This is a genomic window from Microbaculum marinum (genome assembly GCF_037855135.1).
Taxonomy (GTDB): domain Bacteria; phylum Pseudomonadota; class Alphaproteobacteria; order Rhizobiales; family Tepidamorphaceae; genus Microbaculum; species Microbaculum marinum.
The window spans coordinates 116327-138428 of record NZ_JAZHOF010000013.1 but is presented as its reverse complement, the minus strand read 5'-3'; the positions used below and the strand labels follow the sequence as shown (position 1 = coordinate 138428).

The window sequence follows — 22102 nt, the reverse complement described above, 5'->3', positions numbered from 1 at the left end:
TGTGCTTTCGCGCCGATCCCGACAGTCCCAAGCGATGATATGACGGCGCCTGAACATTCCTTCGGTCGCCGATCCGGCGGGCCATCGCGATGAGCACGCTGTTCGAAGCCGCAGGCATGGACAGGGATGTTCCCCGGCCGCTAGCCGACCGCCTGCGACCGAAGACCCTCGGCGAGGTGGTGGGTCAGGACCATCTCGTCGGGCCGGACGGAGCGCTGACGCGGATGCTTGCCTCCGGCAGTCTCGGCTCGCTCATTCTCTGGGGCCCGCCGGGCACGGGGAAGACGACGGTCGCCCGACTGCTGGCGGGGACGACGTCACTCGCCTTCGAACAGCTTTCGGCGGTCTTTTCGGGTGTGCAGGATCTCAAGAAGGTTTTCGAGACCGCCCGGCAGCGCCGGGCCGCAGGGCAGGGGACGCTGCTGTTCGTCGACGAAATCCATCGCTTCAATCGCGCCCAGCAGGACAGCTTTCTTCCGGTCATGGAAGACGGCACGGTTTCGCTCATCGGAGCGACGACCGAAAATCCTTCCTTCGAGCTCAACGCCGCATTGCTGTCGCGGGCACAGGTGCTCGTCTTCCGCAGACTAGATACGGCAGCTATCGAGGACCTGCTGGAACGCGCCGAGGCGGCCGAGGGCCGGCCGCTTCCGCTCACTCCGGACGCGCGCGAGACGCTGATCGGCATGGCCGACGGCGACGGACGCGCGGCGCTGACGCTCGTGGAAGACCTTTATCGCGCGTCGCGGGAGGGCGAGGAATTCGATGTGGCCGGTCTCAGCGACGTGGTGCAGCGGCGCGCGCCGATCTACGACAAGGGGCAGGACGGGCACTACAACCTGATTTCGGCCCTGCACAAATCCGTGCGGGGGTCGGATCCGGATGCGGCTCTCTACTATCTGGCGCGCATGTTCGCCGCCGGAGAGAACCCGCTCTACATCTCCCGCCGCGTCGTCCGCATGAGTGTCGAGGACATCGGGCTTGCCGATCCCCAGGCGCTCCTGATCGCGAACGCGGCCAAGGACGCCTACGACTTCCTCGGAAGCCCCGAGGGCGAACTCGCGATCGCCGAAGCAGTCCTCTACATGGCTACCGCGCCGAAATCGAACGCCTCCTATGTCGCCTTCGGCGCCGCCGGCCGCGCGGCGCGCGAGTTCGGTTCGCTCGTGCCGCCCAAGCACATTCTGAACGCACCGACGAAACTGATGAAATCGGAAGGGTACGGCGCCGGTTACGAGTACGATCACGATACGGAAGACGCATTCTCGGGCCAGAACTACTTTCCCGACGGGATGCAACGGCAGACCTTCTACGATCCGCCGGACCGCGGTTTCGAGCGGGAGATTCGCAAGCGGCTCGACTACTGGTCGAAACGGCGCGGCGCGCACCGCAGCAGCCGCGACGAAAATACCGGCGAATGAGCGGAAATGGAGCGCTCGCCGCCGTTCACCGTTCAAGAACGGCAGAATACCGTAAAGTTCGGATCTTGACCCCGCGCCCGGTTCGGGCCAAGCCGGCCTGCCTGTTCACACTCGCCACCGAGGATCGTTCGACGCCGAGATGTCCACAGCCCTGGTGCATTTTCTGGTCGTTGCCGGCGGCGGAGCAATCGGCGCCGGCGGACGCCACCTGGTCAATCTGGCGGCACTGCGGCTGCTGGGACCGGGGTTTCCCTGGGGCACGTTCATCGTCAACGTTGTCGGCTGCCTGGTGATGGGACTGATGATCGGCGGGCTGATCCGCTGGATGCCACTCGGCTCCTCGCAAACCGCCCGGCTGTTCCTGGCAACCGGTCTGCTCGGAGGGTTCACGACTTTCTCGGCATTCTCACTGGATTTCGCCGTGATCTGGGAGCGCGGCGCCGTTCTCACCGCGATTGGCTACGCCGTTGCGACGGTTGTCGCTTCCATCATGGCAGTGTTCGTGGGGCTCTGGCTCATGCGATGGCTCACGTCGTGAGCGGTGTCCGACACCTGGACGTCGGTCCGGAGGAGGCGGGAATGCGCCTCGACCGGTGGTTCCGGCAGCGATTTCCGCAGGTCACGCAAGGGCGTCTGCAGAAGTTGCTGCGTACGGGGCAAGTCCGGATCGACGGCGCTCGGGCAAAGGCTGCAGACCGGCTGTCTGCCGGCCAGTCGATCCGCGTTCCGCCCATTGCTGAAGATGACGAACGACCAGCTCCCCGGCCGCAGGCCCTGTCGGAGAGCGATCGCCGGTTCCTTCACTCGATGGTGCTGTATGAGGATGGCGAACTGCTGATCCTCAACAAGCCCTCGGGGATCGCGGTGCAGGGCGGCACAAGGACCCAACGTCACATCGACGGACTTCTCGCCGGACTTGCCACCGGCGCCGACGACCGGCCGCGGCTCGTGCACCGTCTCGACCGGGATACGTCCGGCGTCCTCGTCGTGGCCAAACGGCGCTCGATGGCTGCCAGGATGGGCAAGCTGTTCCAGACGCGCTCGGTGCGCAAGATCTACTGGGCGCTCGTCACCGGTGTGCCACGGCCCCCGCAGGGCAAGGTGGATGCGGCACTGGTCAAGGCGCAGAGCCCCGAAGGCGAGCGGGTCCGCGCCGCGCGAGCCGGCGAACAGGAAGAGGCCCAGTCCGCAGTGACGCACTATTCGGTGGTCGATCACGCGGCCCAGAAATTCGCCTGGATGTCGCTGAAGCCCGTCACCGGACGGCAGCACCAGCTGCGCGCCCACATGGCGATCATCGGGCATCCGATCGTCGGCGATCAGAAGTACAGGTCGGAGGCCGAGTTGCCGGAGGCCATCGAGCCACGGCTTCACCTGCATGCGCGGCGCATCACTTTCAAGCATCCTTCGACCGGCAAGCAGATCGACGTCACCGCGCCCCTGCCGGCGCATATGAAGACCAGCTTCTCGGTGCTGGGATTCGAGGTGAGAACCGACGGGACGGCAGGGGAGGGCTGAACAATGGCTATAGGCGCGGCAACCGTGGATTCGGACGGAATACGAAGTCGCCTGGACCTGCTGGCGGGCGGGACCCTGGTGTTCCTGTGCCTCGCGTGGGGGCTCAATCACGTATCGATCAAGGTAGCGAACCAGGGCCTGCAGCCGGTGTTTCAGTCGGGGGTGCGGTTCGCGCTCGGGGCGATCCTCGTTTTCGGCTGGTGCATGTTCCGGAGGATCAGGCTCTTCGAGCGCGACGGCACTCTCTTGCCCGGCATCGCCGTCGGCGTGCTGTTCGGCGTCGAGTTCGGGTTCATCACCTTCGGTCTCGACTATACGACTGCGTCGCGCGGCGTCGTGTTCGTCTACACCATGCCGTTCGTGGTGGCGCTCGGCGCCCACTTCCTGATCCCCGGCGAGCGAATGAACGCGATCGGCTTCTTCGGTCTCGCGCTGGCGTTCTGCGGCGTCATCATCGTGTTCTCCGACAAGCTCAGCCTGCCCGGGCCCGAAGCGCTTTTTGGAGACTTCCTCTGTCTGATCGCCGCGGTCCTTTGGGGCGCCACGACGATCGTCATCAAGACCACGTCGTTGCGGACCACAAAGCCGGAGAAGGTGCTGCTGTACCAGCTCGTCGTCGCCGCTATCGTCCTGTTGCCCGCATCTCCCCTGTTCGGGCCGTTCATTCGCGACGTCACGCCCGTTGTCATCGCCGCCTTCAGTTTCCAGGTGCTTTTCGTCGTTGCGGTGACGTTCCTCATCTGGTTCTGGCTTGTCCGCCACTACCCGGCGTCGCGGCTGACGTCGTTCACCTTTCTCACGCCAGTTTTCGGGGTGATGTTCGGCGGCCTGCTGCTCGGTGAACCGGTGAGCTGGCGCCTGCTGCTGGCTCTTGTCCTGGTCGCCCTCGGAATCTATCTGGTGAACAGGCCGCAAGCGATCATTCAGCCTCCGAGCTAGGCAGACCGTCGCCCGGGTAGGGCTGTCTCTGCTGGGTGGCGGTTTCCGGTTCGCGCCATGCCGTCTCGAGCAGGACGGACCGGAGAAGACTTCGGCGCCATATGAGGCGCCTGCCAGCAAGGGTCCGTACATCGCCGCGCAGGCGGCACAGGCCGTGCCTATCCCTGCGGCGGGGCAGAAGACCGGCGCCGCCGCGTTCCGGTTGAACCTTGACCGGCTCCGCGATCGGGGGCATTGCCTCCCGGCATGAACTCAATTCGTCCGCGACTGGTCCTGTTCGACTGCGACGGCACGCTGGTGGACAGCCAGCACGTGATCGTCACCTGCATGACATCGGCCTTCACCGAACACGGCATCGAGGCGCCGCGCCGCGAGCAGATCCTCGACATCGTGGGTCTGTCGCTGCCGGAAGCCTTCGAGCGACTGCTGCACGGCACCGGGCTGCGTGGTGTGGCGGCACTCGCGGAGAGCTACAAGGCGCACTTCCGGCAGTACAGGGCGAGCGGGCCGGTCGAACCGCTCTATCCGGGCGCGCTGGATGCGGTGCTCACGCTTGCCGGCAGGCGTGAGGTCCTGCTGGGCGTTGCTACAGGCAAGTCGCGCCGAGGCGTCGATGCGGTGCTCGGCCACCACGACCTGCTCAAGCACTTCGTCACCATCCAGACGGCGGACGATGCTCCGTCCAAGCCGCATCCGGGAATGGTGATTCAGGCGATGTCGGCGACCGGCGTGGAGCCGAAAGATACTGTCGTCGTCGGAGATACGACCTTCGACATGGCCATGGCGCGCTCCGCCGGTGCCGGAGCGATCGGCGTTGGATGGGGATATCACCCGGCCGCATCCCTTCCCGGCGCGGGCGCGGAGACGGTCCTCGTATCGTTCGACGAATTGCTGCCGCTGCTCGACCGGCGCTGGCGTGAGACCGCGGCATGAGCGAGGCAACCCCCAAGGGGGGCGCACAGGCGACGGATCGCCCGGCGCTCCCGAAGCGGTTCTACAAGACTGCGGAGGCGGTCGGGGACCAGGGCGCCTGGGGCGTTGCACTCGACGGGCGTCCGGTGCGCACACCGGGCCGAAAGCCGCTCAGTGTCGCATCACGCGCATTGGCCGAGGACATCGCCGCGGAGTGGCAGGCGCAGGAAACCGTGGTCGATCCTGCGCAAATGCCTCTCACGCGGCTCTGCAACACTGCGATTGACGGCGTGGCTCCTTCGATGGAGGCGGTGGTCGAGGACGCGGCGCGCTTCGCCGAGACCGACCTGCTGTGCTATCGGGCCGAGGATCCCGAAGGCCTGGTGGCCAGGCAGAACGAAACCTGGGACCCGATTCTTGCCTGGGCACGGGACAATCTGGGACTGAGCTTCAACCTGGCCGGCGGCGTCATGCATGTTGCGCAGCCGCCGGAGACGCTCGAGCGCGTCCGGCAGCTGCTTGGCGATCTCGACCATGTCTGTCTGACAGGTGTGCACGTCATGACCTCGCTGACCGGATCGGTCGTCCTCGCCTTGGCGGTCCTGCACGGCAGGCTGGGGGCCGAAGAGGCATGGGCCGCCTCTCTGGTCGACGAGGACTGGCAGATCGGCCAGTGGGGCGAGGACGCCGAGGCGATGCGCCGGCGCCGGGCCAAATGGCTCGAGATGCAGGCGGCCGCCCGCATCGCCGGGACGACCGATTAGGACGCATTGGCGCCAGCCTCCAAGTCGTCAATCGCTTCGCGCAGCTTCTGCTGCACTTCGACCGCGACATCGCCGAGGGCGGAGTTCTCCACTGACTGCATCGACGCGACCGGGTCGATCGCCGAAACTTCCACGGTCCCGTCAGGGTGCTGCTGGACGATGACGTTGCATGGCAGCATCGTGCCGATCTTGTCCTCCGCCTGAAGCGCCTTGTAGGCGTGGCCCGGGCTGCAGGCGCCGAGGATCCGGTAGGGCTTGAAGTCGACGTCGAGCTTCTTCTTCAGCGTTGCGGTGACGTCGATCTCGGTCAGCACACCGAATCCATGACGGGCAAGGGAAGCGGTCGTAGCGGCGACTGCGTCGTCGAAAGACAGGTCGACGGTGCGGGAGAAGTGATACTCGGACATCAGGGCCTCCTTGGGTGCGGCGATCTATTCACATTCAATATTTCGAATATATTTGTCGCCGCCCCGCCGAAGACAACGCCGGTCGTACCGAATGGCGCGCCGGGGCGAACCGGCTGTGCCGACTCCCCGTGCCGGCGAACGCATGCTATGCACGCGGCGCCATCAGCGAGGGAAACGACCGGTCATGAAGGAAATTCTCGGACAGCTCGAAGCCCGCCGTGCGGAGGCCCGGCTGGGCGGCGGCGAAAAGCGCATTGCCGCGCAGCACGCGCGCGGCAAGCTCACCGCCCGCGAACGCATCGACCTGCTTCTCGACGAAGGTTCGTTCGAGGAGTTCGACATGTTCGTCGAGCATCGCTGCACCGACTTCGGCATGTCCGACACGAAATTCCTCGGGGACGGCGTGGTGACTGGCTGGGGGACGATCAACGGCCGCACGGTCTACGTTTTCGCCAAGGACTTCACAGTGTTCGGCGGTTCGCTGTCGGAGACCCACGCTCAGAAGATCATCAAGATCCAGGACATGGCGCTGCGCAACCGGGCACCGATCATCGGCCTGTTCGATGCGGGCGGCGCGCGCATCCAGGAGGGGGTGGCCGCGCTGGGCGGCTACGGCGAAGTGTTCCAGCGCAACGTGCTGGCGTCCGGCGTCATCCCGCAGATCTCGGTGATCATGGGACCGTGCGCGGGCGGCGACGTCTATTCGCCCGCGATGACCGATTTCATCTTCATGGTGCGCGACACCAGCTACATGTTCGTCACCGGTCCCGACGTGGTGAAGACGGTTACCAACGAGACGGTGACGGCGGAGGAACTGGGCGGCGCCAGCATCCACACCACCAAGTCGTCCATCGCCGACGGGGCCTACGACGACGATGTCGCCGCGCTGATCCAGATGCGCCGGCTGATGGACTTCCTGCCGGCCAACAACGAATCCGGTGTGCCGGAACTTCCGAGCTTCGACGACCCCACCAGGGTCGAGATGTCGCTCGATACGCTGATCCCCGACAATCCGAATAAGCCCTACGACATCAAGGAGCTGATCCGGAAGGTTGCCGACGAGGCGGACTTCTTCGAGATCCAGGAAGCCTTCGCCAAGAACATGGTGACCGGCTTCGGCCGCATCGCAGGCCGCACCGTCGGCTTCGTCGCCAACCAGCCGATGGTGCTGGCCGGCGTCCTGGATTCCGATGCAAGCCGCAAGGCCGCGCGTTTCGTGCGCTTCTGCGACTGCTTCTCGATCCCCATCGTCACCTTTGTCGACGTGCCCGGCTTCCTGCCCGGCACCAGCCAGGAATATGGCGGCCTCATCAAGCACGGGGCCAAGCTGCTGTTCGCCTATGCCGAGGCGACGGTGCCGAAGGTGACCGTGATCACCCGCAAGGCCTATGGCGGTGCCTACGACGTCATGGCCTCCAAGCACCTGCGCGGCGACGTCAACTACGCCTGGCCGACCGCCGAGATCGCGGTGATGGGGCCGAAAGGCGCCGCCGAGATCCTCTATCGATCCGAACTGGGCGACCCCGAGAAGATCGCCAGGCGCATCGACGAGTACACCGACCGCTTCGCCAACCCGTTCGTCGCCGCCGAGCGCGGCTACATCGACGAGGTGATCACACCGCACGGGACGCGGGCACGGGTGGCCCGGGCGTTGGACATGCTGCGCAACAAGCATCTCGAGAATCCCTGGAAGAAGCACGACAACATTCCGCTGTGAGGAGGAATTCCCGCCCGCGGCCTCCGGACGGTTTGTCTCGACACTGCACAACGGTCGTGCGACGTTTTCAGGACTTTGGACCGGCTGGAAACACGGGAGGCGTCGATTTTCGCGGTTGTTACACGGGTCAAGGTGAAGCCCGGCAAGCTCGATGAATGCGCCGCCCTGTTCCGCGCCACGAATGCCTCCCTCATCGAGCTGGAGCACGACTGGGTGAACGCGCTCTTCCTGGCGGATCGCGCCAACAGCGTCGCGACGATCGTCGCAATCTGGCGATCGGTCGATTCCTACAACAGCTTCATCCGGGGCAACCGGTTTTCCGAGGTGATGCAACAGGTCGGTCGTTATTTCGACGGGGAACCCGAAACCTCGGTCAACGAAGTGCTGGTCGACATGTCCTGGCCCGCCGGCGCTGGCGCCAGCAACATCGCCATCGGGCCGGAATAGACGCGATACCGGTGCGCCACGAGCCCGCAATCGAATCGACATCGAAGCGAGAAACGGCCGTCACAGTCCCTCGTTAATCCGCATTTTCCATCCGGCAAGCCAGCGAGTCGCCGCGAGCGCGCCGGGTTCCTCGGAAAATCCAACGAAAGGGACAAAAGCGATGCGCATCCTCGTCGCAATCGGCTTTTTCGCAGCGGCCGTCCTTCCCGCCGCGGCGCAACAGGAATTCACGGCCACTCTGACCGGCCATGCGGTGCTTCCCGCCGACACCCTCGTACCCGCACCCGCCGATGCGCCTGAGTCGGTGAAGACGTCGGGCAAATTCGCCGGGAAGACGCCCGTCCGGGCCGCCGATGCCCCAGGTGACGGACCTTCGCTGCCGCTGAACGGCCAGCCGGTTCAGGGCTTCTCGGGCATCAGGAAGCTCGACGACGGCACCTTCCTGGTGCTCACCGACAACGGATTCGGTGCCAAGCTCAATTCACCCGACGCCATGCTGATGTTCCATCACGTCACGCCGGACTTCGAGACCGGCGAGGTCGAGATCCTCAAGACCACCTTCCTGAACGATCCCGACAAGGTGGTGCCGTTCCTGATCGCCGGCGAAGCCAGCGACAAGCGCTATCTCACGGGCTGGGACTTCGACATCGAGGGATTCCAGCCGGTCGGCGACAAGATCTTCATCGGCGACGAGTTCGGCCCCTACATCATCGTCGTCGATCGCGAGACCGGCAGGGTCGAGGAATTCTTCGAGACCTTCCTCGGCGACAAGAAGGTGCAGTCGCCCGATCACTACGAATTCCGCCTGTCCGACCCGCATGCCGATGCACCGGCCGTGAACCTGAAGCGGTCGCGCGGCTACGAGGGCTTCGCCGCGTCCGTCGATGGAAAGACGCTCTATCCCCTACTGGAAGGCCCGATCTGGGATGCCGACTCCAAGTCCTACGAGAAGGTCGACGGCACCGAGGCGCTTCGCATTCTCGAGTTCGACGTGGCCGGCCGCAAGTTCACCGGCCGCTCGTGGCTCTATCCGCTCGAGGCTGACGGCAACGCCATCGGCGACTTCAACATGATCGACGAAACCCGTGGCCTGGTCATCGAGCGGGACAACGGGCAGGGCGATGCCGAACTCGCCTGCAAGGATGGCGCGACGGATGGTTGCTTCACCAGCCCGGCCAAACTGAAGCGTGTCTACCTGATCAACATGGATGGCGTCGCCGATGGCGAGCCGGTGAAGAAGGTCGGCTACATCGATCTTCTCAACATCCAGGATCCCGACGGGATCGCCCGAATCGGCAAGCGCGAGGACGGCCGGTTCACCTTTCCGTTCGTGACGATCGAGGACGTGGACCGGATCGACGAGACCCACATCATCGTCGCAAACGACAACAACTATCCCTTTTCCAAGGGTCGTTCGGCGAGCGAACTCGACAACAACGAGTTCGTCACGCTGGAAGTAGGCGAGTTCCTGAAAGCGAAGTAAGCGCGAACCGGATCGAATTGCGCGACGGCCCGCCGGTGATCGGCGGGCCGTTCTCGTCAGTCCGCAAGCCTCGCTGCGTGCCAGGCGACGTGATCGGCCATGAAAGTCGAGATGAAGTAGTAGGAGTGGTCGTAACCAGGCCGCAGATTGAAGGTCAGGTCGATGCCCGCCCTCTCGCAGGCCGCGACGAACGCCTTTGCGTCGAGCTGTTCCGGCAGGAAGTTGTCTGCGCCACCCTGATCGATGAGAATCTCCGGCACCTTCCGTCCGTCTTCGATCAGCGCGGTGGCGTCGTAGCCGCGCCAGGCCGACCGATCGTCGCCGAGGTAGGCCGGAAGCGCCTTCTGCCCCCACGGCACGGCAATGGGATTGGTGATCGGCGCAAAGGCCGAAACCGAGCGATAGGTGTCCGGGTTCTTCAATGCGATCGTCAGCGCGCCATGGCCGCCCATCGAATGCCCGAAGATGGCCTGCCGGGACATGTCCGCGGGAAACTTCCGGGCAATCAGAGGGGGCAGTTCCTCGTTGACGTAGCTGTACATGTTGAAGTTTGGCGCCCACGGCGCTTGCGTGGCATCCAGATAGAAGCCCGCCCCCTGGCCGAGGTCGTAGCCGTCGTCGTCGGCGATGTCGTCGCCGCGTGGAGAGGTATCCGGGCAGACGATGATGATCCCCGCCTCGGCGGCGGCCCGGCGATACTCGCCTTTTTCCATCACGTTGGCGTGCGTGCATGTCAGGCCGGAGAGATACCACAACACGGGGCAGGGGCGGTTTTGGGCCTGCGGGGGCACGTAGACGGCGAAGGTCATCGGGCAGCGGCAGCTTTCCGATTGGTGTCGATAGACCCCCTGGATTCCCTCGAAGGCCCGGTTGGTCGAAATGGTCTCCATTGGCACTGGCCTTTTCGTTGCAATATCGGGCGAACCGTAACCGATCCGGCCGTCAGGCGCTTCCCAGGTCCGCGAGATGCCGGGACAGTTCTGTCAGCGTGTCCTGCATTCGGCCATGTGGATCGAACTCCGGGTCGTAGGCTGTGACGGCGGCGGCATCTATCGGGATGGTGGCGCCGATGACCGAGAGGCAGTCGATCAGATCCTGCGCCAGCAGCCCGGGTCCCGCGGACGCCGAATACAGGTTGGCGTGGCCAACCGCGTCGGGATCGTAGACGTCGGCGTCGATGTGTACGTAAAGCCGCCGGACGCCAAGGCCGCGCAGGCGGTCGAGTTCGGGGATGAGGGCGTTCCCCCGGTCGCTGCGTACCGCCTCCACCGGCACCTGGCCAATGCCCAGACGGGGAAACAACGCGCGTTCTACGGACGACAGGTCGCGCGCCCCGATCATCACCGCGCGCCGTGGATCCAGCGGAACGAAGCCCGGCACGCCGGCCGCGCGGCGCCTCCAGCACTGGCCCACCAGGATCGCCATTCCCATGCCGTCCAGGAACGCGCTTTCGCTCGTCTCGGGCGTCTCGCTCTCCCCGTGCGCGTCGAACCAGAGTACGGCGGTGTCTTCCGTACCAAGTCCCGTCACCGCTCCGATCGCCGCGTAGTTGCAGTTGCCGCTGAGGATCAGCGGGAAGGTGCCCCCGGTGCGTGCCTTCCGGACTTCCTGCGCGACAAGGTCGTGCATTTCGAAAGCCACGGAGTTTTCCGTCGGCAAGGCGAGGGCGCTTTCGAGCGTCGTGACCGTGACATCGCGGCCCTCCTGGCGGATGCGTTCTGCAAGGCCGCTATCGATCAATTGCGCCGATCCCCGCCCCAGGCGCTTCATGCGGTGACCGGAATCGTAGGGTACCGATATCAGGACGATGCTGTCTGCCATGCCGGCCTCCTGTGAAACGTGCGGGCGTCGCCGGCCGGCGTCACACCAGATCTGCTTCGAGGTCGTATTCGCTCGCCTTGGCGACCCGCACCCGGACGATGTCTCCGGGGCTGAGGTCGTCCTCGTGCGGGATGAACACGCCTCCGTCGATTTCCGGAGCGTCCCAGACGGAGCGCCCGGTGGCACCGTCGCCATCGACGCTGTCGATGATCACATCGATTTCGCGCCCGACCCTGGTCTGCAGGCGTGCCGCACTGACCGCCTGGGCGGTCTCCATCAGTGCGTTCCACCGCTCTTCCATGACGTGCGCGGGCACGGCACCCGGCAGGTCGTTCGATGGCGCGCCTTGCACCGGCTCGTATCGGAAGCAGCCGACGCGGTCGATGTCGGACTCTTCCACGAAGTCGAGCAGAGCCTCGAAATCCTCATCCGTCTCGCCGGGGAATCCGACGATGAAGGTCGAACGGATGGCGAGGTCGGGACAGACGTCGCGCCACCGCCGTATGCGCTCCAGCGTCTTCTCGGCATGGGCCGGACGGCGCATTGCCTTCAGAACGTGCGGACTGGCGTGCTGGAAAGGGATGTCGAGGTAGGGGAGGATCTTGCCGTCGGCCATCAGCGGGATCACCTGGTCGACGTGGGGATAGGGGTAGACGTAGTGCAGCCGGACCCAGATGCCCAGGTTTCCCAGTTCGTTCGCCAGATCGAAAAACTTTGACCTTACAAGCCGTCCGCGGAAATCGCTCTCGGCATACTTCAAGTCGACGCCATAGGCCGACGTGTCCTGGCTGATCACCAATAGTTCCTTCACGCCGGCCTTAGCCAGCTTTTCCGCCTCCATCAGCACCCGATTGATCGGTCGCGAGACGAGGTCGCCGCGAAGCTGCGGGATGATGCAGAACGAGCAGCGGTTGTTGCAGCCTTCGGAAATTTTCAGGTAGGCGTAGTGGCGCGGCGTCAGCCGCAGACCGTCCGGCGGCACCAGATGCACGAACGGATCGTGGATTGGTGGTGCCGCTTCATTCACGGCGCCGACCACGGCTTCGTACTGGTGCGGGCCCGTGACGGCCAGGACATCGGGGAAGGCAGCGCGGATTCGGCCTTCCTCGACGCCCATGCAGCCGGTGACGACGACGCGGCCGTTCTCGGCGATCGCTTCGCCGATCGCTTCCAGTGACTCCTGCTTGGCGGAATCGAGGAAACCGCAGGTGTTTACGATCACCACGTCCGCGCCGTCGTAGTCAGGCGACACGGCATAGCCCTGCGATCGCAGCTTCGTCAGGATGCGTTCGGAATCGACCAGTGCCTTGGGGCAACCGAGGCTGACGATACCGACTGTCGGGGCGTCGTGCGACATGAACTGCTACTCTTGTGGCCGGGAGCGGCTTCCCTACACCAAAGACAGGCCCGCGAGCCAGCCCTTCAGCAGATCGACGTCCGTCTGCGTCAGACTGTGGCCGGCGGAAACGGTTTCGTGGCGTATGTCTGCCCCGGCCGCCTCCAGCACCGCTGCGAGGCCGGCGCTGTCGTAGTCGGAGACGATTGGGTCCCGGTCGCCCGACAGGATAAGCACCGGCATTCCGGCCAGGTCCACGGGCTCCTTTGGCACCAGCACCGGCTGCGCGCGCAGCAGCGCGGCGCCGGCAAGGACTCCGGCGCGGCGAAGCATCGTCACCGCAGCGATGTTGGCGCCGTTCGAGAAGCCGACCGCGACGGGCGCGGGAAGGCCGTAGCTCTCCCGCGCCGCAGCGACGAAGTCGGCCAGTTCGTCCGCCCTGACCGCGACGTCTTCCAGGTCGAACTGGCCTTCGGCAAAGCGCCTGAAGAAGCGTGGCATGCCGTTCTCGGACACCTTTCCGCGGGGCGACAGGATCGTCGCCCCGTCGGTGACGTGCCGGGCCAGCGGGATGAGATCGGTCTCGTCGCCGCCGGTGCCGTGCAGCAGCAGCAGCGTCGGGGCGCCGTTCTCTCCGCGTTCGAAGCGGTGGACGAAACCGAGGTCTTTCGTGCTCATGGCATCACTCCAATGGCGGCAGCGCGGCCGCGATCTGCTGGCGCTTCGGCTCGAGCCATTCCGGCAGGCGCAGTTCCTGCCCGAGAGACTCGACCGGCTCGTCGATCGCGAAACCGGGATCGTCGGTTGCGATCTCGAAGAGGACGCCGCCGGGCTCGCGAAAATAGACCGAACGGAAGTAGTTGCGGTCCTTCTGCTCCGTCGTTCCGATCCCCTTGCTGCGCAGCGATTTCGCCATCTCCTCCTGGGCAGCGTCGTCTTCGGCGCGGAAGGCGACATGATGGACTATGCCGCCCGCGAATGCGCCGCGCTGCCAGTCGACCCTGCGAAGGTCGACGACGGCACCGAGTCCTCCGTCGCCGGCAACGAACCGCTGACGTCCGTCTGCCTCGCCGGCCGGCTTGAATCCGAGCACGTCGGTCAGCACGGCCGCCGTCGCCTCGGTGTCGGCGAGCCACAGCGAGACTCCCGAAAAGCCCCGCACGGCATGCTCGGGCGGGATGTCACCGTTGTCATGGCCGGGCAGGGCGCCCGCCCAGTCGGTGCCGACGATCTCGATGAGCATGCCGTCGGGGTCCTTCAGGGCAATGAAGGATTCGTCGAAGCGCTTCTTGGGGAGGTCGTGCTGGATGTTGCGGGCGCTGAGCCGCTCGGCCCACCAGGCAATCGAACCCTTGGGCACGGCAAAGCCGATTTCCTCCGCCTGGCCCGTTCCGTGCCGGCCGCGAGGCATTCCTTCCCAGGGAAAGAATGTCAGAACGCTGCCGGGCTGCCCGGTCGCATCGCCGTAGTACAGGTGCCAGGTGGTGGGGTCGTCGAAATTGACCGTGCGCTTGACCAGCCGCAGGCCGAGTTCCTTCGTGTAGAATCGGACGTTGCCGCGTGCGCTGGTGGCGCCGGCGGTGACGTGGTGAATGCCAACGCTAGTCATGGCGTGCCTCTTTGTGCCGATAACGATGTCTGGAGGATGTTGGCCTCTCATGTCGTTCGCAATGTCGGCGATACAACGCCCCCGAGGACAACGGCTTGTCGCGCCGAACGCAACAATCGAAAGGCCGGAAGGCGCTCCGCACAGTATAGGGCGCCGCTATCGTCGGACGCGGCCATCCGGGAACTCTCCTGCCGGACCGCAAGCGGGTCCCGGCCGGCACCTACAGCAACAGTTCGTCATCGCAGATGACCGGCTCGTCGTCATCGCGGGCCGCGCTCCGCCCGGAACCACTGCCCGCGTAGTGCTTGAGGAACAGCCGGGCGACATGGGCGGCACCTTCCGGCGTCACCGTGCGCAGGTCGTTCGCCACATAGGTTCCGCGGCTCGCAGGGTGGGCGACCACCTCGTAGCCCGGGAAATAGTCGCAGTCCTCATGACGCGCGGCCATGATGTCCGCGGCCACCCGCAGCACCGATTTCATGCCGGTGGCCGCCCTGATGATATGCTTCGTCTCATAGGTCGCGACCGGCGAGACCGGGGATACGGTCAGAATCAGCCGCGCCTTCGGATTGACGTCTCGCAGCCGCTGGAAGAAGGCTTCCAAGTCGGCCACGACGTCGTCCAGCGTGAAGTTCACGAACTCGTGAACGGAAGGGTCGTACCGGCCCGCCGCCACACCGGGGGCGACGGGATAGACGGCGCCGTCGGCCTTGCGCCTCCAGGCTTCTGTGATGCCGAGCGTGAACAGGAAGATTTCGAGCTGTTCGAACATCGCCCGAACCGCCGACAGGTGCGAGCGGCGAGCCTTCAGGACGTCATCCGGATTCTCGAAGCCGCCCGGCTCGACCGTGGGCCGGAACGGATCCGCATAGCGGCCATCCGGCCGCTGCCATACCTCCTCGTCCTCCGCAATGCGGCCGAAAGCACGGTCGAACAACTGCAGCAACTGGCGGGGCGAATAGATGTTGCCGTAGCGGGCCGAATAGATGCCGTACTGATGCGCCCGCGCGTCGTCTTCGGCCATGTCCGGTGGCGCCGGTTCGGCATTGAGGAAGGCCAGCCCCTCCGCGGTGAGGGCTGCCGATATGTGCTGGGCGAAGCAGCTGCCGGCGGTCGCGACCTTGTCCTGAGCATTGATGCTGAACCTGGTGCTGACGACGGGGTCTAGCTCCGACATGTCGATGCCGGCGAGCGCGCGGTGGAAGTGCTGGTGATCGGGGATGTCGGTATAGGGATGACGATCCTTGTCCCTGACCGGAGAAGCCGCAGTCTGCCCCGGTCTGGACCGCCGGGTGTCGAAGTCCGCGAACTCCGGCCACTTCCCCACATTTGCCGCCAGTTCTGCGCGGTCAAATCTTGCGTAGCCTTCGAAGCAGCGTTCGATATAGCCCTCCAGATCCAGGGCCGGAACGGTCAGGCCGAGGTCGGCCCTGAAGGTTTCCGGCACGAAGAACTGGAAGTTGCCCTCGAGACCGAACGTTTCGGCGACTCCCGGATAGACCGGCCAGCCGACGAGCGGACCGTGCGGGTCAGCGAGATAGTTCTCGGGTGTATCGAAGACGGTCCTCAGGCCCAGCCGCGCCGCCAGCATGCGGCACATCTGGGCATGAGCGAACAACTTCGGATGCATCCGGTTCAGCATGAACGCCGGGCCGCGCCGCCAGGCCTCGTACTGTCTGACCATCGGCCAGCCGGTGCGTTCCTCCTGCGACTTCGCGTATGCCGACGTATGGCGCCAGGCGTCCGTGTAGCCGATCCGCCTGAACGTGTCCGGCGTGAACAGCCGCACCGTATCCCCTGCACTGAGCCCCTGGCACCATGCGAAGACGGCAAGCTTCGAATGGTCCAGATTCGCCACGCTTGGGATGCGGGTCTTGCCGACGGTCACGAAGGTCGCGTCCGGGTGGTATGCGTCGCAGCGAATCGTGGGAATCAGCGTCACCTTCTCGATCGGCAGGAAACGACTGACGAGGTTCCAGATAACGTTCAGGACATAGATCTGATCGGCGGCAGCGGCCCTCGATGCGAGATCGGCGAACCATTCGTTCTGATCCACCCCCGGCCACCGTGATTGCTGCAGGTTGACCGGCTCGACATCGAGACCGGTCATGGCGGATAGGCACTCCTGCATCGGCCGGGCCTGACAGTGGCCCACCAGCAGTATCGTCACCGACGTCCCTCCCTGAGGCTTCCCGGATACCGCGCCGCGTGGAACCTCCAGCGTCTCGGCCGACCAGTCGACGCTGCATCGAAATTCCGCCGGGAAAGGCCCCCAATACCAGCAATCGATCCGCCTGAATATCGTCGATCGGAAAGTTGCGGGAGCATGATCGAGCGCATCGCCTTCCGATCGCAAGTCGATAGTATGTGCGCTGTGCGTTCCTGTTGTCCGGCAGTTCACCGCGATGGATGTTCTGGAGCTCTTTCAGCGGCTCGGCCTGGCGCTTGCCATCGGCTTCCTGGTCGGTGTCGAGCGCGGCTGGCGGGAGCGGGGCGAGGCGGAGGGGGCCCGAACGGCGGGGCTGCGCACGTTCGCCTTGACCGGGCTGCTCGGCGGCATTTCCGGTCTTGTCGGTCAGGCGGTGGGCGGCTTGGCATTCGGCGCAGCCTTTCTAGCGTTCTCGTCCATCTTCACGGCCTTCAAGTGGCGCGAGGCCAGACACGACAACGACTACAGCGTCACCGCCATTGTGGCCGCGATGGTGGTCTTCATGCTCGGCGCCTACTCGGTGCTCGGCGAGATGCGCGTCGCCGCGGCGGCAGGCGTCACGGCGGTGGCCCTGCTTGCGTTCAAGTCCGTTCTCCACGCCTGGCTTCGCAGGCTGACCTGGCCGGAGATCAGGTCGGCGATCGTACTCGCTGCGATGACCTTCGTTGCGCTGCCGATCCTGCCGGACAAGGGATACGGTCCCTACTCGGCGATCAATCCCTACGAGATCTGGCTGATGGCGGTGCTGATCGCGGGGGTGTCCTTCGCCGGTTACGTCTTCATCCGCGTCGCCGGCGAGCGGCTCGGTGTCTTGATCGCGGGCGCCGCGGGCGGCCTCGTCGCGTCCACCGCCGCGACGCTCGACCTGGCCCGCCGATCGGCGGCTGGCGGTCACGCCGGCGTTCTCGCCGGCGGTGCGGCAGTGGCAGGCGGCGTGATGTTCCTGCGCGTTCTGGCGGTGGCGACCGTCGTCGATCCGGATCTGTTCGGCGCCCTGTCGGTTCCGCTCGGCGGGGCAGCCGTGACTTCGGGCGGACTCGGACTGGCTCTCGCCATGGCGGGCAGGGACAAGCAATCCGATAGAGGAGCACCGCACCTCGGCAATCCGTTCGATCTTGTGGTCGTGTTCCGCTTCGCGGCGCTGCTGGGGGCCGTCATGCTGGCGGCGTCCATGCTGCGGGCCTGGTTCGGACCGGAAAGCGCGGTCTGGCTGGCGGCCGCCGCGGGGCTGGCCGACGTCGACGCTGTCACGCTGTCGATGGCCCGGCTCGCAGGTGGCGACGTGCCTTCGTCGACGGCGGTGACGGCGATCGTGGTGGTGGCTATGTCGAACTCGCTGTCGAAGGCCGCAATCGGCGGGATTGCCGGCAGTTTCGCTTTCGCGGTCAGGTTCGGCGCGGTCATGGTCGCCGCAGTAATGGTCGCGGCGGCGTTGGTCTGGCTCCTGCCGATCGATCCCGGCGTGGAATTGCCTTAGGAAGCATTTACGGGCGGGGCCGGCACGACTAAAAGACCATGCCTGTCCAGGCCGATCCCAGAACAACAAGGACGTCCCGCGCCGATGTTCTCCAAAATACTGATCGCCAATCGTGGCGAAATCGCCTGCCGCGTCATCAGGACGGCGAGGAAGATGGGCATTGCCACGGTTGCAGTCTACTCGGATGCCGACAAGGATGCGCTGCACGTGGAGATGGCCGACGAGGCCGTGCGTATCGGCCCCCCGCCGGTTGCTGAATCCTATCTGCTGATCGATCGGATCATCGAGGCTTGCCGGGAGACCAGTGCCGAGGCGGTCCACCCGGGATATGGCTTCCTGTCGGAGAACGCGAAGTTCGCCGAAGCGCTGGATGCTGCCGGCATCGCATTCATCGGGCCGCCGACCAACGCCATCGAGGCGATGGGCGACAAGATCGAATCCAAGAAGGTAGCCGACGCCGCCGGCGTCTCGACGGTGCCGGGATATCTCGGTGTGATCGAGGACTCCGAACAGGCAGTGAGGATCGCCGAGGACATCGGCTATCCCGTCATGATCAAGGCGTCCGCCGGCGGCGGCGGCAAGGGAATGCGCGTCGCCTACGATGCGAAGGAGGTGACGGAGGGGTTCACCCGGTCGAAGTCGGAAGCCAGGTCCTCGTTCGGCGATGATCGGGTGTTCGTGGAGAAGTTCATCGAGAACCCGAGACACGTCGAGATCCAGGTGCTCGGCGACAAGCACGGCAACGTCGTCTATCTCGGCGAACGGGAATGCTCGATCCAGCGCCGCAACCAGAAGGTCGTCGAGGAGGCGCCGTCGCCGCTGCTCGATCCCGCAACGCGCAAGGCCATGGGGGAGCAGTCCGTGGCGCTCGCCAAGGCGGTCGGGTATTTCTCCGCCGGCACGGTCGAGTTCGTCGCGGGACAGGACAAGTCGTTCTACTTCCTGGAAATGAACACTCGCCTCCAGGTCGAGCATCCGGTCACCGAACTGGTTACCGGGATCGACCTCGTCGAGCAGATGATCCGGGTGGCGGCGGGCGAGCCGCTGCCGTTTGCGCAGGACGATATCGTGCTCGATGGCTGGGCAATCGAATCCCGCGTCTATGCAGAAGATCCCTATCGCAACTTCCTCCCTTCCATCGGCCGGCTGGTGCGGTTGCAGGCGCCTCAGGAGGGGACCGACGATGAGGGCCTGACGGTGCGCGTCGATACCGGCGTGCAGGAGGGTGGCGAGATCTCGATGTTCTACGATCCGATGATCGCCAAGCTCGTGACGCACGGCCCGGACAGGGAGTCGGCGATCCGTCACATGAGCAAGGCGCTCGACAGCTATTACATCGATGGCATCCAGCAGAACATTCCGTTCCTGTCGGCGCTGATGGACCACCCGCGCTGGATCGCCGGCAACCTGTCGACCGGCTTCATCTCGGAAGAGTACCCCGACGGGTTCCATCCGCGCGATCCGGACCGCCAGGCCGAACGTGTGATCTGCGCGGTGGCGGCATGCGTCGACCACCTTCAGAACTCGCGCCGCCGTTCGATCACCGGCCAGATGACGGTCGGCGGCTACCGGTTCCCGAGCCGGCGCGTCGTGCGCCTCGACGGCCGCGAGGTGATGCTGTCGGTCTCCGGCGAGTTCCCCGACTTTTCGGTCGCGTTTGCGGCCGATGAGGACGGGTCCGCCGTCCGCGTGCACTCGCACTGGGTGCCGGGTATGGCGGTGTGGGCCGGGACGATCGATGGCGAGCAGGTGTCGGTCCAGGTGCGGCCAACGCTGACCGGATATTCGCTCGCTCACCGCGGGGTTGCGCTCAAGGCAGACGTGTTTACGGAGCGCGAGGCGGAACTCGCCGCACTGATGCCCGAGAAGACTCCGCCGGACACCTCCAGGATGCTGCTTTGCCCGATGCCCGGGCTGGTCGTCTCGATCGCGGTCGAGGAGGGCCAGGAGGTGAAGGCCGGCGAGACGCTTGCCGTTGTCGAGGCAATGAAGATGGAAAACGTGCTGCGCGCCGAGCGCGACGGTGTCGTCTCCAGGATCCACGCTCAGCCTGGCGCGAGCCTCGCGGTCGATGCCGTGATCATGGAATTCGAGTAGGGCCGATCGCGCCGGGTCTCACCACGTCGACTCCCCGGATCCGGGGGGAAGGAAACTGATATGCGCATGTTGTCTGGGCTGTTGAAAAAATTCGTCCGCAACGGCCGCATGCGCCTCTACGACGCCGGCGGGACCCTGCACGAATTCGGCTCCGGCGAGAACGGCCCCACAGTCACGGTGCGGCTGCACGACGCCGCCCTGCACAGGAAACTTGCGCTCAATCCGGAACTGGTGGCCGCCGAAGCCTACATGGACGGCACGCTGACCTTCGAGGATGGCTCCAGCGTCCACGATTTCCTGACGCTGTTCTCCGTCAATCGGTCCGGCCTCGCTTCGGCCGGCTCGCAGAAGCTGCTGCGCCGGGCCTGGCGCGGCCTGAAGCGGTGGCAGCAGGCGAACCCGCTGGGCGTCGCGGCGAAGAACGTCCGCCATCACTACGACCTGTCGACCGACCTCTACCGGCTGTTTCTCGACGAGGGGCTGAACTATTCCTGCGCCTACTTCCGCGACCCGGAGAAGGACACGCTGGAGGAGGCCCAGGTCGCCAAGCTCGTGCACATCGCCGCCAAGCTGCGTCTGGAACCGGGCATGACGGTCGCCGAGATCGGCTCGGGCTGGGGCTCGCTGGCGATCCAGCTGGCGCGGTGCGGCGCGCAGGTAACGGCCATCAATGTTTCGCCTGAGCAGTTGAAGATCTCCCGTCAGCGTGTGGAGGAGGCCGGTGTCGCCGACAGGGTGACGTTCTTCGAGCGCGACTACCGGGAGCTCGACGGCAAGTTTGACCGGGTCGTCTCCGTCGGAATGATGGAGCACGTCGGTGTCCGACATTTCGACGAATATTTCGGCAAGGTCCGGGATCTTCTGACCGACGACGGCTTCGCGATGATCCACGCCATCGGCCGCATGACGCCGCCGGGCACGACCGGGCCGTTCATCCGCAAGTACATCTTTCCAGGCGGCTACGTGCCGGCGCTGTCGGAGGTTTTCGCATCGCTGGAGCGCGTCGGGCTGTGGGCGGCCGACAACGAGATCCTGCGGCTGCACTACTACTATACGATCAGGCACTGGCGGGAGCGCTTCGCCGCCAACCGGGACAAGGCGATCGAGCTCTACGACGAGCGCTTCTGCAGGATGTGGGAGTTCTATCTCTCGGCGGTGGAACTCGGCTTCCTGCACGGCTCGAACATGGTGTTCCAGCTCCTCTTGTCGCGCGAGCGCGACGCCGTGCCGATCATCAGGGACTTCATCGTGGACGACGAGCGGGCAATGCTGACGCCCGCTCCGAAGTCGGCGGCGAAACGGCAACCGAAGGTGAAGCCGAAAACTGCCACCAGGACCGCGCCGAAAAGCCCCCGCGCACGCAAGAAAGCGGAGTAGGGAACGCGCCTGGCGCACCGAGACTTAGTCTGGAAGTTCGTCCAACATCGGGACGTCGGCGAGGTCGAAATCCCAATCCGCCTTGCTCGCCATGAAGATGTGGGCATCCGGGCGCTTCGGCACCGGACTGTCGAGGCAGCCCGCCGGGACCTTCACGATTCCATGTTCTTCGTTCAGGGTCGGCACCGGCGACCCGCATATGGAACAGAAACACGAAACGCGGCGGCTTTCCGGAACCCGGTAGGCTTTCACCTCGTCCGCACCCGCCAACCATTCGAACCGCTCCGGCGACAGGAACAGGTTGGCGGCGTGTGCCGTGCCCGAACCCTTGCGGCAGCGTTGGCAGTGGCAGAGAAAGAATCGCTCGAACTCTCCGTCGAATTCGAAGCTCACGGCTCCGCACAGGCAGGAGCCGCTATAGCGTGCGGTCATGCAGTGATCTCCCTCATCGTCCCGTCGCGGCTGCCGTCGAGGTCGTGTGACCTGTGCGGCATCCGGTCTGCGTAGGCCGGTTCCAATCACGAACCGCGTTTCCTATTGTCTCCGCGCGGCATATTGAGGATCGGCA

Annotated in this window: 20 protein-coding genes; 12 read left to right on the top strand and 8 right to left on the bottom strand. The window is 65.2% G+C overall.

Annotation, left to right across the window (positions count from 1 at the left end):
• Positions 1 to 89: 89 nt before the first annotated feature.
• From V3328_RS24845 to V3328_RS24820, 6 genes are all read left to right on the top strand, one after another.
• Positions 90 to 1421, top strand: a complete 1332-nt coding sequence (locus V3328_RS24845; protein WP_340332428.1) for a replication-associated recombination protein A — start codon at positions 90 to 92, stop codon at positions 1419 to 1421.
• A gap of 151 nt (positions 1422 to 1572) precedes the next feature.
• Positions 1573 to 1959: a fluoride efflux transporter CrcB gene (gene crcB, locus V3328_RS24840; RefSeq protein WP_340332458.1), complete on the top strand. Its 387-nt coding sequence runs from the start codon at positions 1573 to 1575 to the stop codon at positions 1957 to 1959.
• Complete coding sequence (locus V3328_RS24835) at positions 1956 to 2939, top strand: RluA family pseudouridine synthase (RefSeq protein ID WP_340332427.1); 984 nt, start codon at positions 1956 to 1958, stop codon at positions 2937 to 2939. The genes crcB and V3328_RS24835 overlap by 4 nt, the downstream gene beginning before the upstream one ends.
• Positions 2940 to 2942: 3 nt before the next feature.
• Complete coding sequence (locus tag V3328_RS24830; RefSeq protein ID WP_340332426.1) at positions 2943 to 3878, top strand: DMT family transporter; 936 nt, start codon at positions 2943 to 2945, stop codon at positions 3876 to 3878.
• A 246-nt stretch (positions 3879 to 4124) separates the two neighbouring features.
• Positions 4125 to 4811 carry an HAD-IA family hydrolase gene (locus V3328_RS24825; RefSeq protein WP_340332425.1) on the top strand — a complete coding sequence of 229 codons (687 nt, stop codon included), beginning with the start codon at positions 4125 to 4127 and terminating at the stop codon, positions 4809 to 4811.
• On the top strand, positions 4808 to 5554 hold the full coding sequence (locus tag V3328_RS24820) for an ATP12 family chaperone protein (RefSeq protein ID WP_340332424.1): 747 nt from the start codon (positions 4808 to 4810) through the stop codon (positions 5552 to 5554). The genes V3328_RS24825 and V3328_RS24820 overlap by 4 nt, the downstream gene beginning before the upstream one ends.
• Here V3328_RS24820 and V3328_RS24815 read toward each other — a convergent pair.
• Positions 5551 to 5961 carry a DUF302 domain-containing protein gene (locus V3328_RS24815; protein ID WP_340332423.1) on the bottom strand — a complete coding sequence of 137 codons (411 nt, stop codon included), beginning with the start codon at positions 5959 to 5961 and terminating at the stop codon, positions 5551 to 5553. The genes V3328_RS24820 and V3328_RS24815 overlap by 4 nt on opposite strands.
• Before the next feature lie 184 nt (positions 5962 to 6145).
• On the opposite strand from V3328_RS24815, the gene V3328_RS24810 reads away from it, so the two are divergent.
• The 3 genes from V3328_RS24810 (at position 6146) to V3328_RS24800 (ending at position 9608) form a co-directional block, all read left to right on the top strand.
• Positions 6146 to 7678 carry an acyl-CoA carboxylase subunit beta gene (locus V3328_RS24810; RefSeq protein WP_340332422.1) on the top strand — a complete coding sequence of 511 codons (1533 nt, stop codon included), beginning with the start codon at positions 6146 to 6148 and terminating at the stop codon, positions 7676 to 7678.
• Between the two features lie 75 nt (positions 7679 to 7753).
• Positions 7754 to 8125, top strand: coding sequence for a putative quinol monooxygenase (locus V3328_RS24805; RefSeq protein WP_340332421.1), 372 nt, complete (start codon positions 7754 to 7756; stop codon positions 8123 to 8125).
• 160 nt (positions 8126 to 8285) lie between these two features.
• Positions 8286 to 9608: an esterase-like activity of phytase family protein gene (locus tag V3328_RS24800; RefSeq protein ID WP_340332420.1), complete on the top strand. Its 1323-nt coding sequence runs from the start codon at positions 8286 to 8288 to the stop codon at positions 9606 to 9608.
• Positions 9609 to 9664: 56 nt separating this feature from the next.
• On the opposite strand, the gene fghA is transcribed toward V3328_RS24800, so the two are convergent.
• The 6 genes from fghA to V3328_RS24770 all read right to left on the bottom strand — a co-directional run bounded on the left by fghA (position 9665) and on the right by V3328_RS24770 (position 16544).
• A complete protein-coding gene (gene fghA / locus V3328_RS24795; protein WP_340332419.1) occupies positions 9665 to 10498 on the bottom strand; it encodes an S-formylglutathione hydrolase in 834 nt (277 codons plus the stop codon).
• Between the two features lie 52 nt (positions 10499 to 10550).
• The gene (locus V3328_RS24790; RefSeq protein WP_340332418.1) at positions 10551 to 11429 is read right to left on the bottom strand and encodes an arginase family protein; all 879 of its coding nucleotides are present in this window, start codon (positions 11427 to 11429) and stop codon (positions 10551 to 10553) included.
• Between the two features lie 40 nt (positions 11430 to 11469).
• Positions 11470 to 12786: a 30S ribosomal protein S12 methylthiotransferase RimO gene (gene rimO / locus V3328_RS24785; RefSeq protein WP_340332417.1), complete on the bottom strand. Its 1317-nt coding sequence runs from the start codon at positions 12784 to 12786 to the stop codon at positions 11470 to 11472.
• 33 nt (positions 12787 to 12819) lie between these two features.
• Positions 12820 to 13443 carry an alpha/beta hydrolase gene (locus tag V3328_RS24780; protein WP_340332416.1) on the bottom strand — a complete coding sequence of 208 codons (624 nt, stop codon included), beginning with the start codon at positions 13441 to 13443 and terminating at the stop codon, positions 12820 to 12822.
• A gap of 4 nt (positions 13444 to 13447) precedes the next feature.
• Positions 13448 to 14374: a ring-cleaving dioxygenase gene (locus V3328_RS24775; RefSeq protein ID WP_340332415.1), complete on the bottom strand. Its 927-nt coding sequence runs from the start codon at positions 14372 to 14374 to the stop codon at positions 13448 to 13450.
• A 220-nt stretch (positions 14375 to 14594) separates the two neighbouring features.
• On the bottom strand, positions 14595 to 16544 hold the full coding sequence (locus V3328_RS24770) for a GSCFA domain-containing protein (protein WP_340332414.1): 1950 nt from the start codon (positions 16542 to 16544) through the stop codon (positions 14595 to 14597).
• Between the two features lie 235 nt (positions 16545 to 16779).
• Between V3328_RS24770 and V3328_RS24765 the strand changes: the two genes are divergently transcribed.
• The 3 genes from V3328_RS24765 (at position 16780) to V3328_RS24755 (ending at position 21534) form a co-directional block, all read left to right on the top strand.
• A complete protein-coding gene (locus tag V3328_RS24765) occupies positions 16780 to 18060 on the top strand; it encodes an MgtC/SapB family protein (protein WP_340332413.1) in 1281 nt (426 codons plus the stop codon).
• Positions 18061 to 18144: 84 nt separating this feature from the next.
• Complete coding sequence (locus V3328_RS24760) at positions 18145 to 20157, top strand: acetyl-CoA carboxylase biotin carboxylase subunit (RefSeq protein ID WP_340332412.1); 2013 nt, start codon at positions 18145 to 18147, stop codon at positions 20155 to 20157.
• Positions 20158 to 20217: 60 nt separating this feature from the next.
• Positions 20218 to 21534, top strand: coding sequence for a class I SAM-dependent methyltransferase (locus V3328_RS24755; protein WP_340332411.1), 1317 nt, complete (start codon positions 20218 to 20220; stop codon positions 21532 to 21534).
• 24 nt (positions 21535 to 21558) lie between these two features.
• On the opposite strand, the gene V3328_RS24750 is transcribed toward V3328_RS24755, so the two are convergent.
• Complete coding sequence (locus V3328_RS24750) at positions 21559 to 21966, bottom strand: GFA family protein (RefSeq protein ID WP_340332410.1); 408 nt, start codon at positions 21964 to 21966, stop codon at positions 21559 to 21561.
• Positions 21967 to 22102 lie beyond the last annotated feature (136 nt).

What these genes read in the sequence shown, in the direction of transcription:
- V3328_RS24845 (WP_340332428.1), top strand. Translation starts at nt 90, where the DNA reads ATGAGCACGCTGTTCGAAGCCGCAGGCATGGACAGGGATGTTCCCCGG.
- V3328_RS24830 (WP_340332426.1), top strand. Translation starts at nt 2,943, where the DNA reads ATGGCTATAGGCGCGGCAACCGTGGATTCGGACGGAATACGAAGTCGC.
- V3328_RS24825 (WP_340332425.1), top strand. Translation starts at nt 4,125, where the DNA reads ATGAACTCAATTCGTCCGCGACTGGTCCTGTTCGACTGCGACGGCACG.
- V3328_RS24820 (WP_340332424.1), top strand. Translation starts at nt 4,808, where the DNA reads ATGAGCGAGGCAACCCCCAAGGGGGGCGCACAGGCGACGGATCGCCCG.
- V3328_RS24815 (WP_340332423.1), bottom strand. Translation starts at nt 5,961, where the DNA reads ATGTCCGAGTATCACTTCTCCCGCACCGTCGACCTGTCTTTCGACGAC.
- V3328_RS24810 (WP_340332422.1), top strand. Translation starts at nt 6,146, where the DNA reads ATGAAGGAAATTCTCGGACAGCTCGAAGCCCGCCGTGCGGAGGCCCGG.
- V3328_RS24800 (WP_340332420.1), top strand. Translation starts at nt 8,286, where the DNA reads ATGCGCATCCTCGTCGCAATCGGCTTTTTCGCAGCGGCCGTCCTTCCC.
- fghA (WP_340332419.1), bottom strand. Translation starts at nt 10,498, where the DNA reads ATGGAGACCATTTCGACCAACCGGGCCTTCGAGGGAATCCAGGGGGTC.
- V3328_RS24790 (WP_340332418.1), bottom strand. Translation starts at nt 11,429, where the DNA reads ATGGCAGACAGCATCGTCCTGATATCGGTACCCTACGATTCCGGTCAC.
- rimO (WP_340332417.1), bottom strand. Translation starts at nt 12,786, where the DNA reads ATGTCGCACGACGCCCCGACAGTCGGTATCGTCAGCCTCGGTTGCCCC.
- V3328_RS24780 (WP_340332416.1), bottom strand. Translation starts at nt 13,443, where the DNA reads ATGAGCACGAAAGACCTCGGTTTCGTCCACCGCTTCGAACGCGGAGAG.
- V3328_RS24775 (WP_340332415.1), bottom strand. Translation starts at nt 14,374, where the DNA reads ATGACTAGCGTTGGCATTCACCACGTCACCGCCGGCGCCACCAGCGCA.
- V3328_RS24765 (WP_340332413.1), top strand. Translation starts at nt 16,780, where the DNA reads ATGGATGTTCTGGAGCTCTTTCAGCGGCTCGGCCTGGCGCTTGCCATC.
- V3328_RS24760 (WP_340332412.1), top strand. Translation starts at nt 18,145, where the DNA reads ATGTTCTCCAAAATACTGATCGCCAATCGTGGCGAAATCGCCTGCCGC.
- V3328_RS24755 (WP_340332411.1), top strand. Translation starts at nt 20,218, where the DNA reads ATGCGCATGTTGTCTGGGCTGTTGAAAAAATTCGTCCGCAACGGCCGC.
- V3328_RS24750 (WP_340332410.1), bottom strand. Translation starts at nt 21,966, where the DNA reads ATGACCGCACGCTATAGCGGCTCCTGCCTGTGCGGAGCCGTGAGCTTC.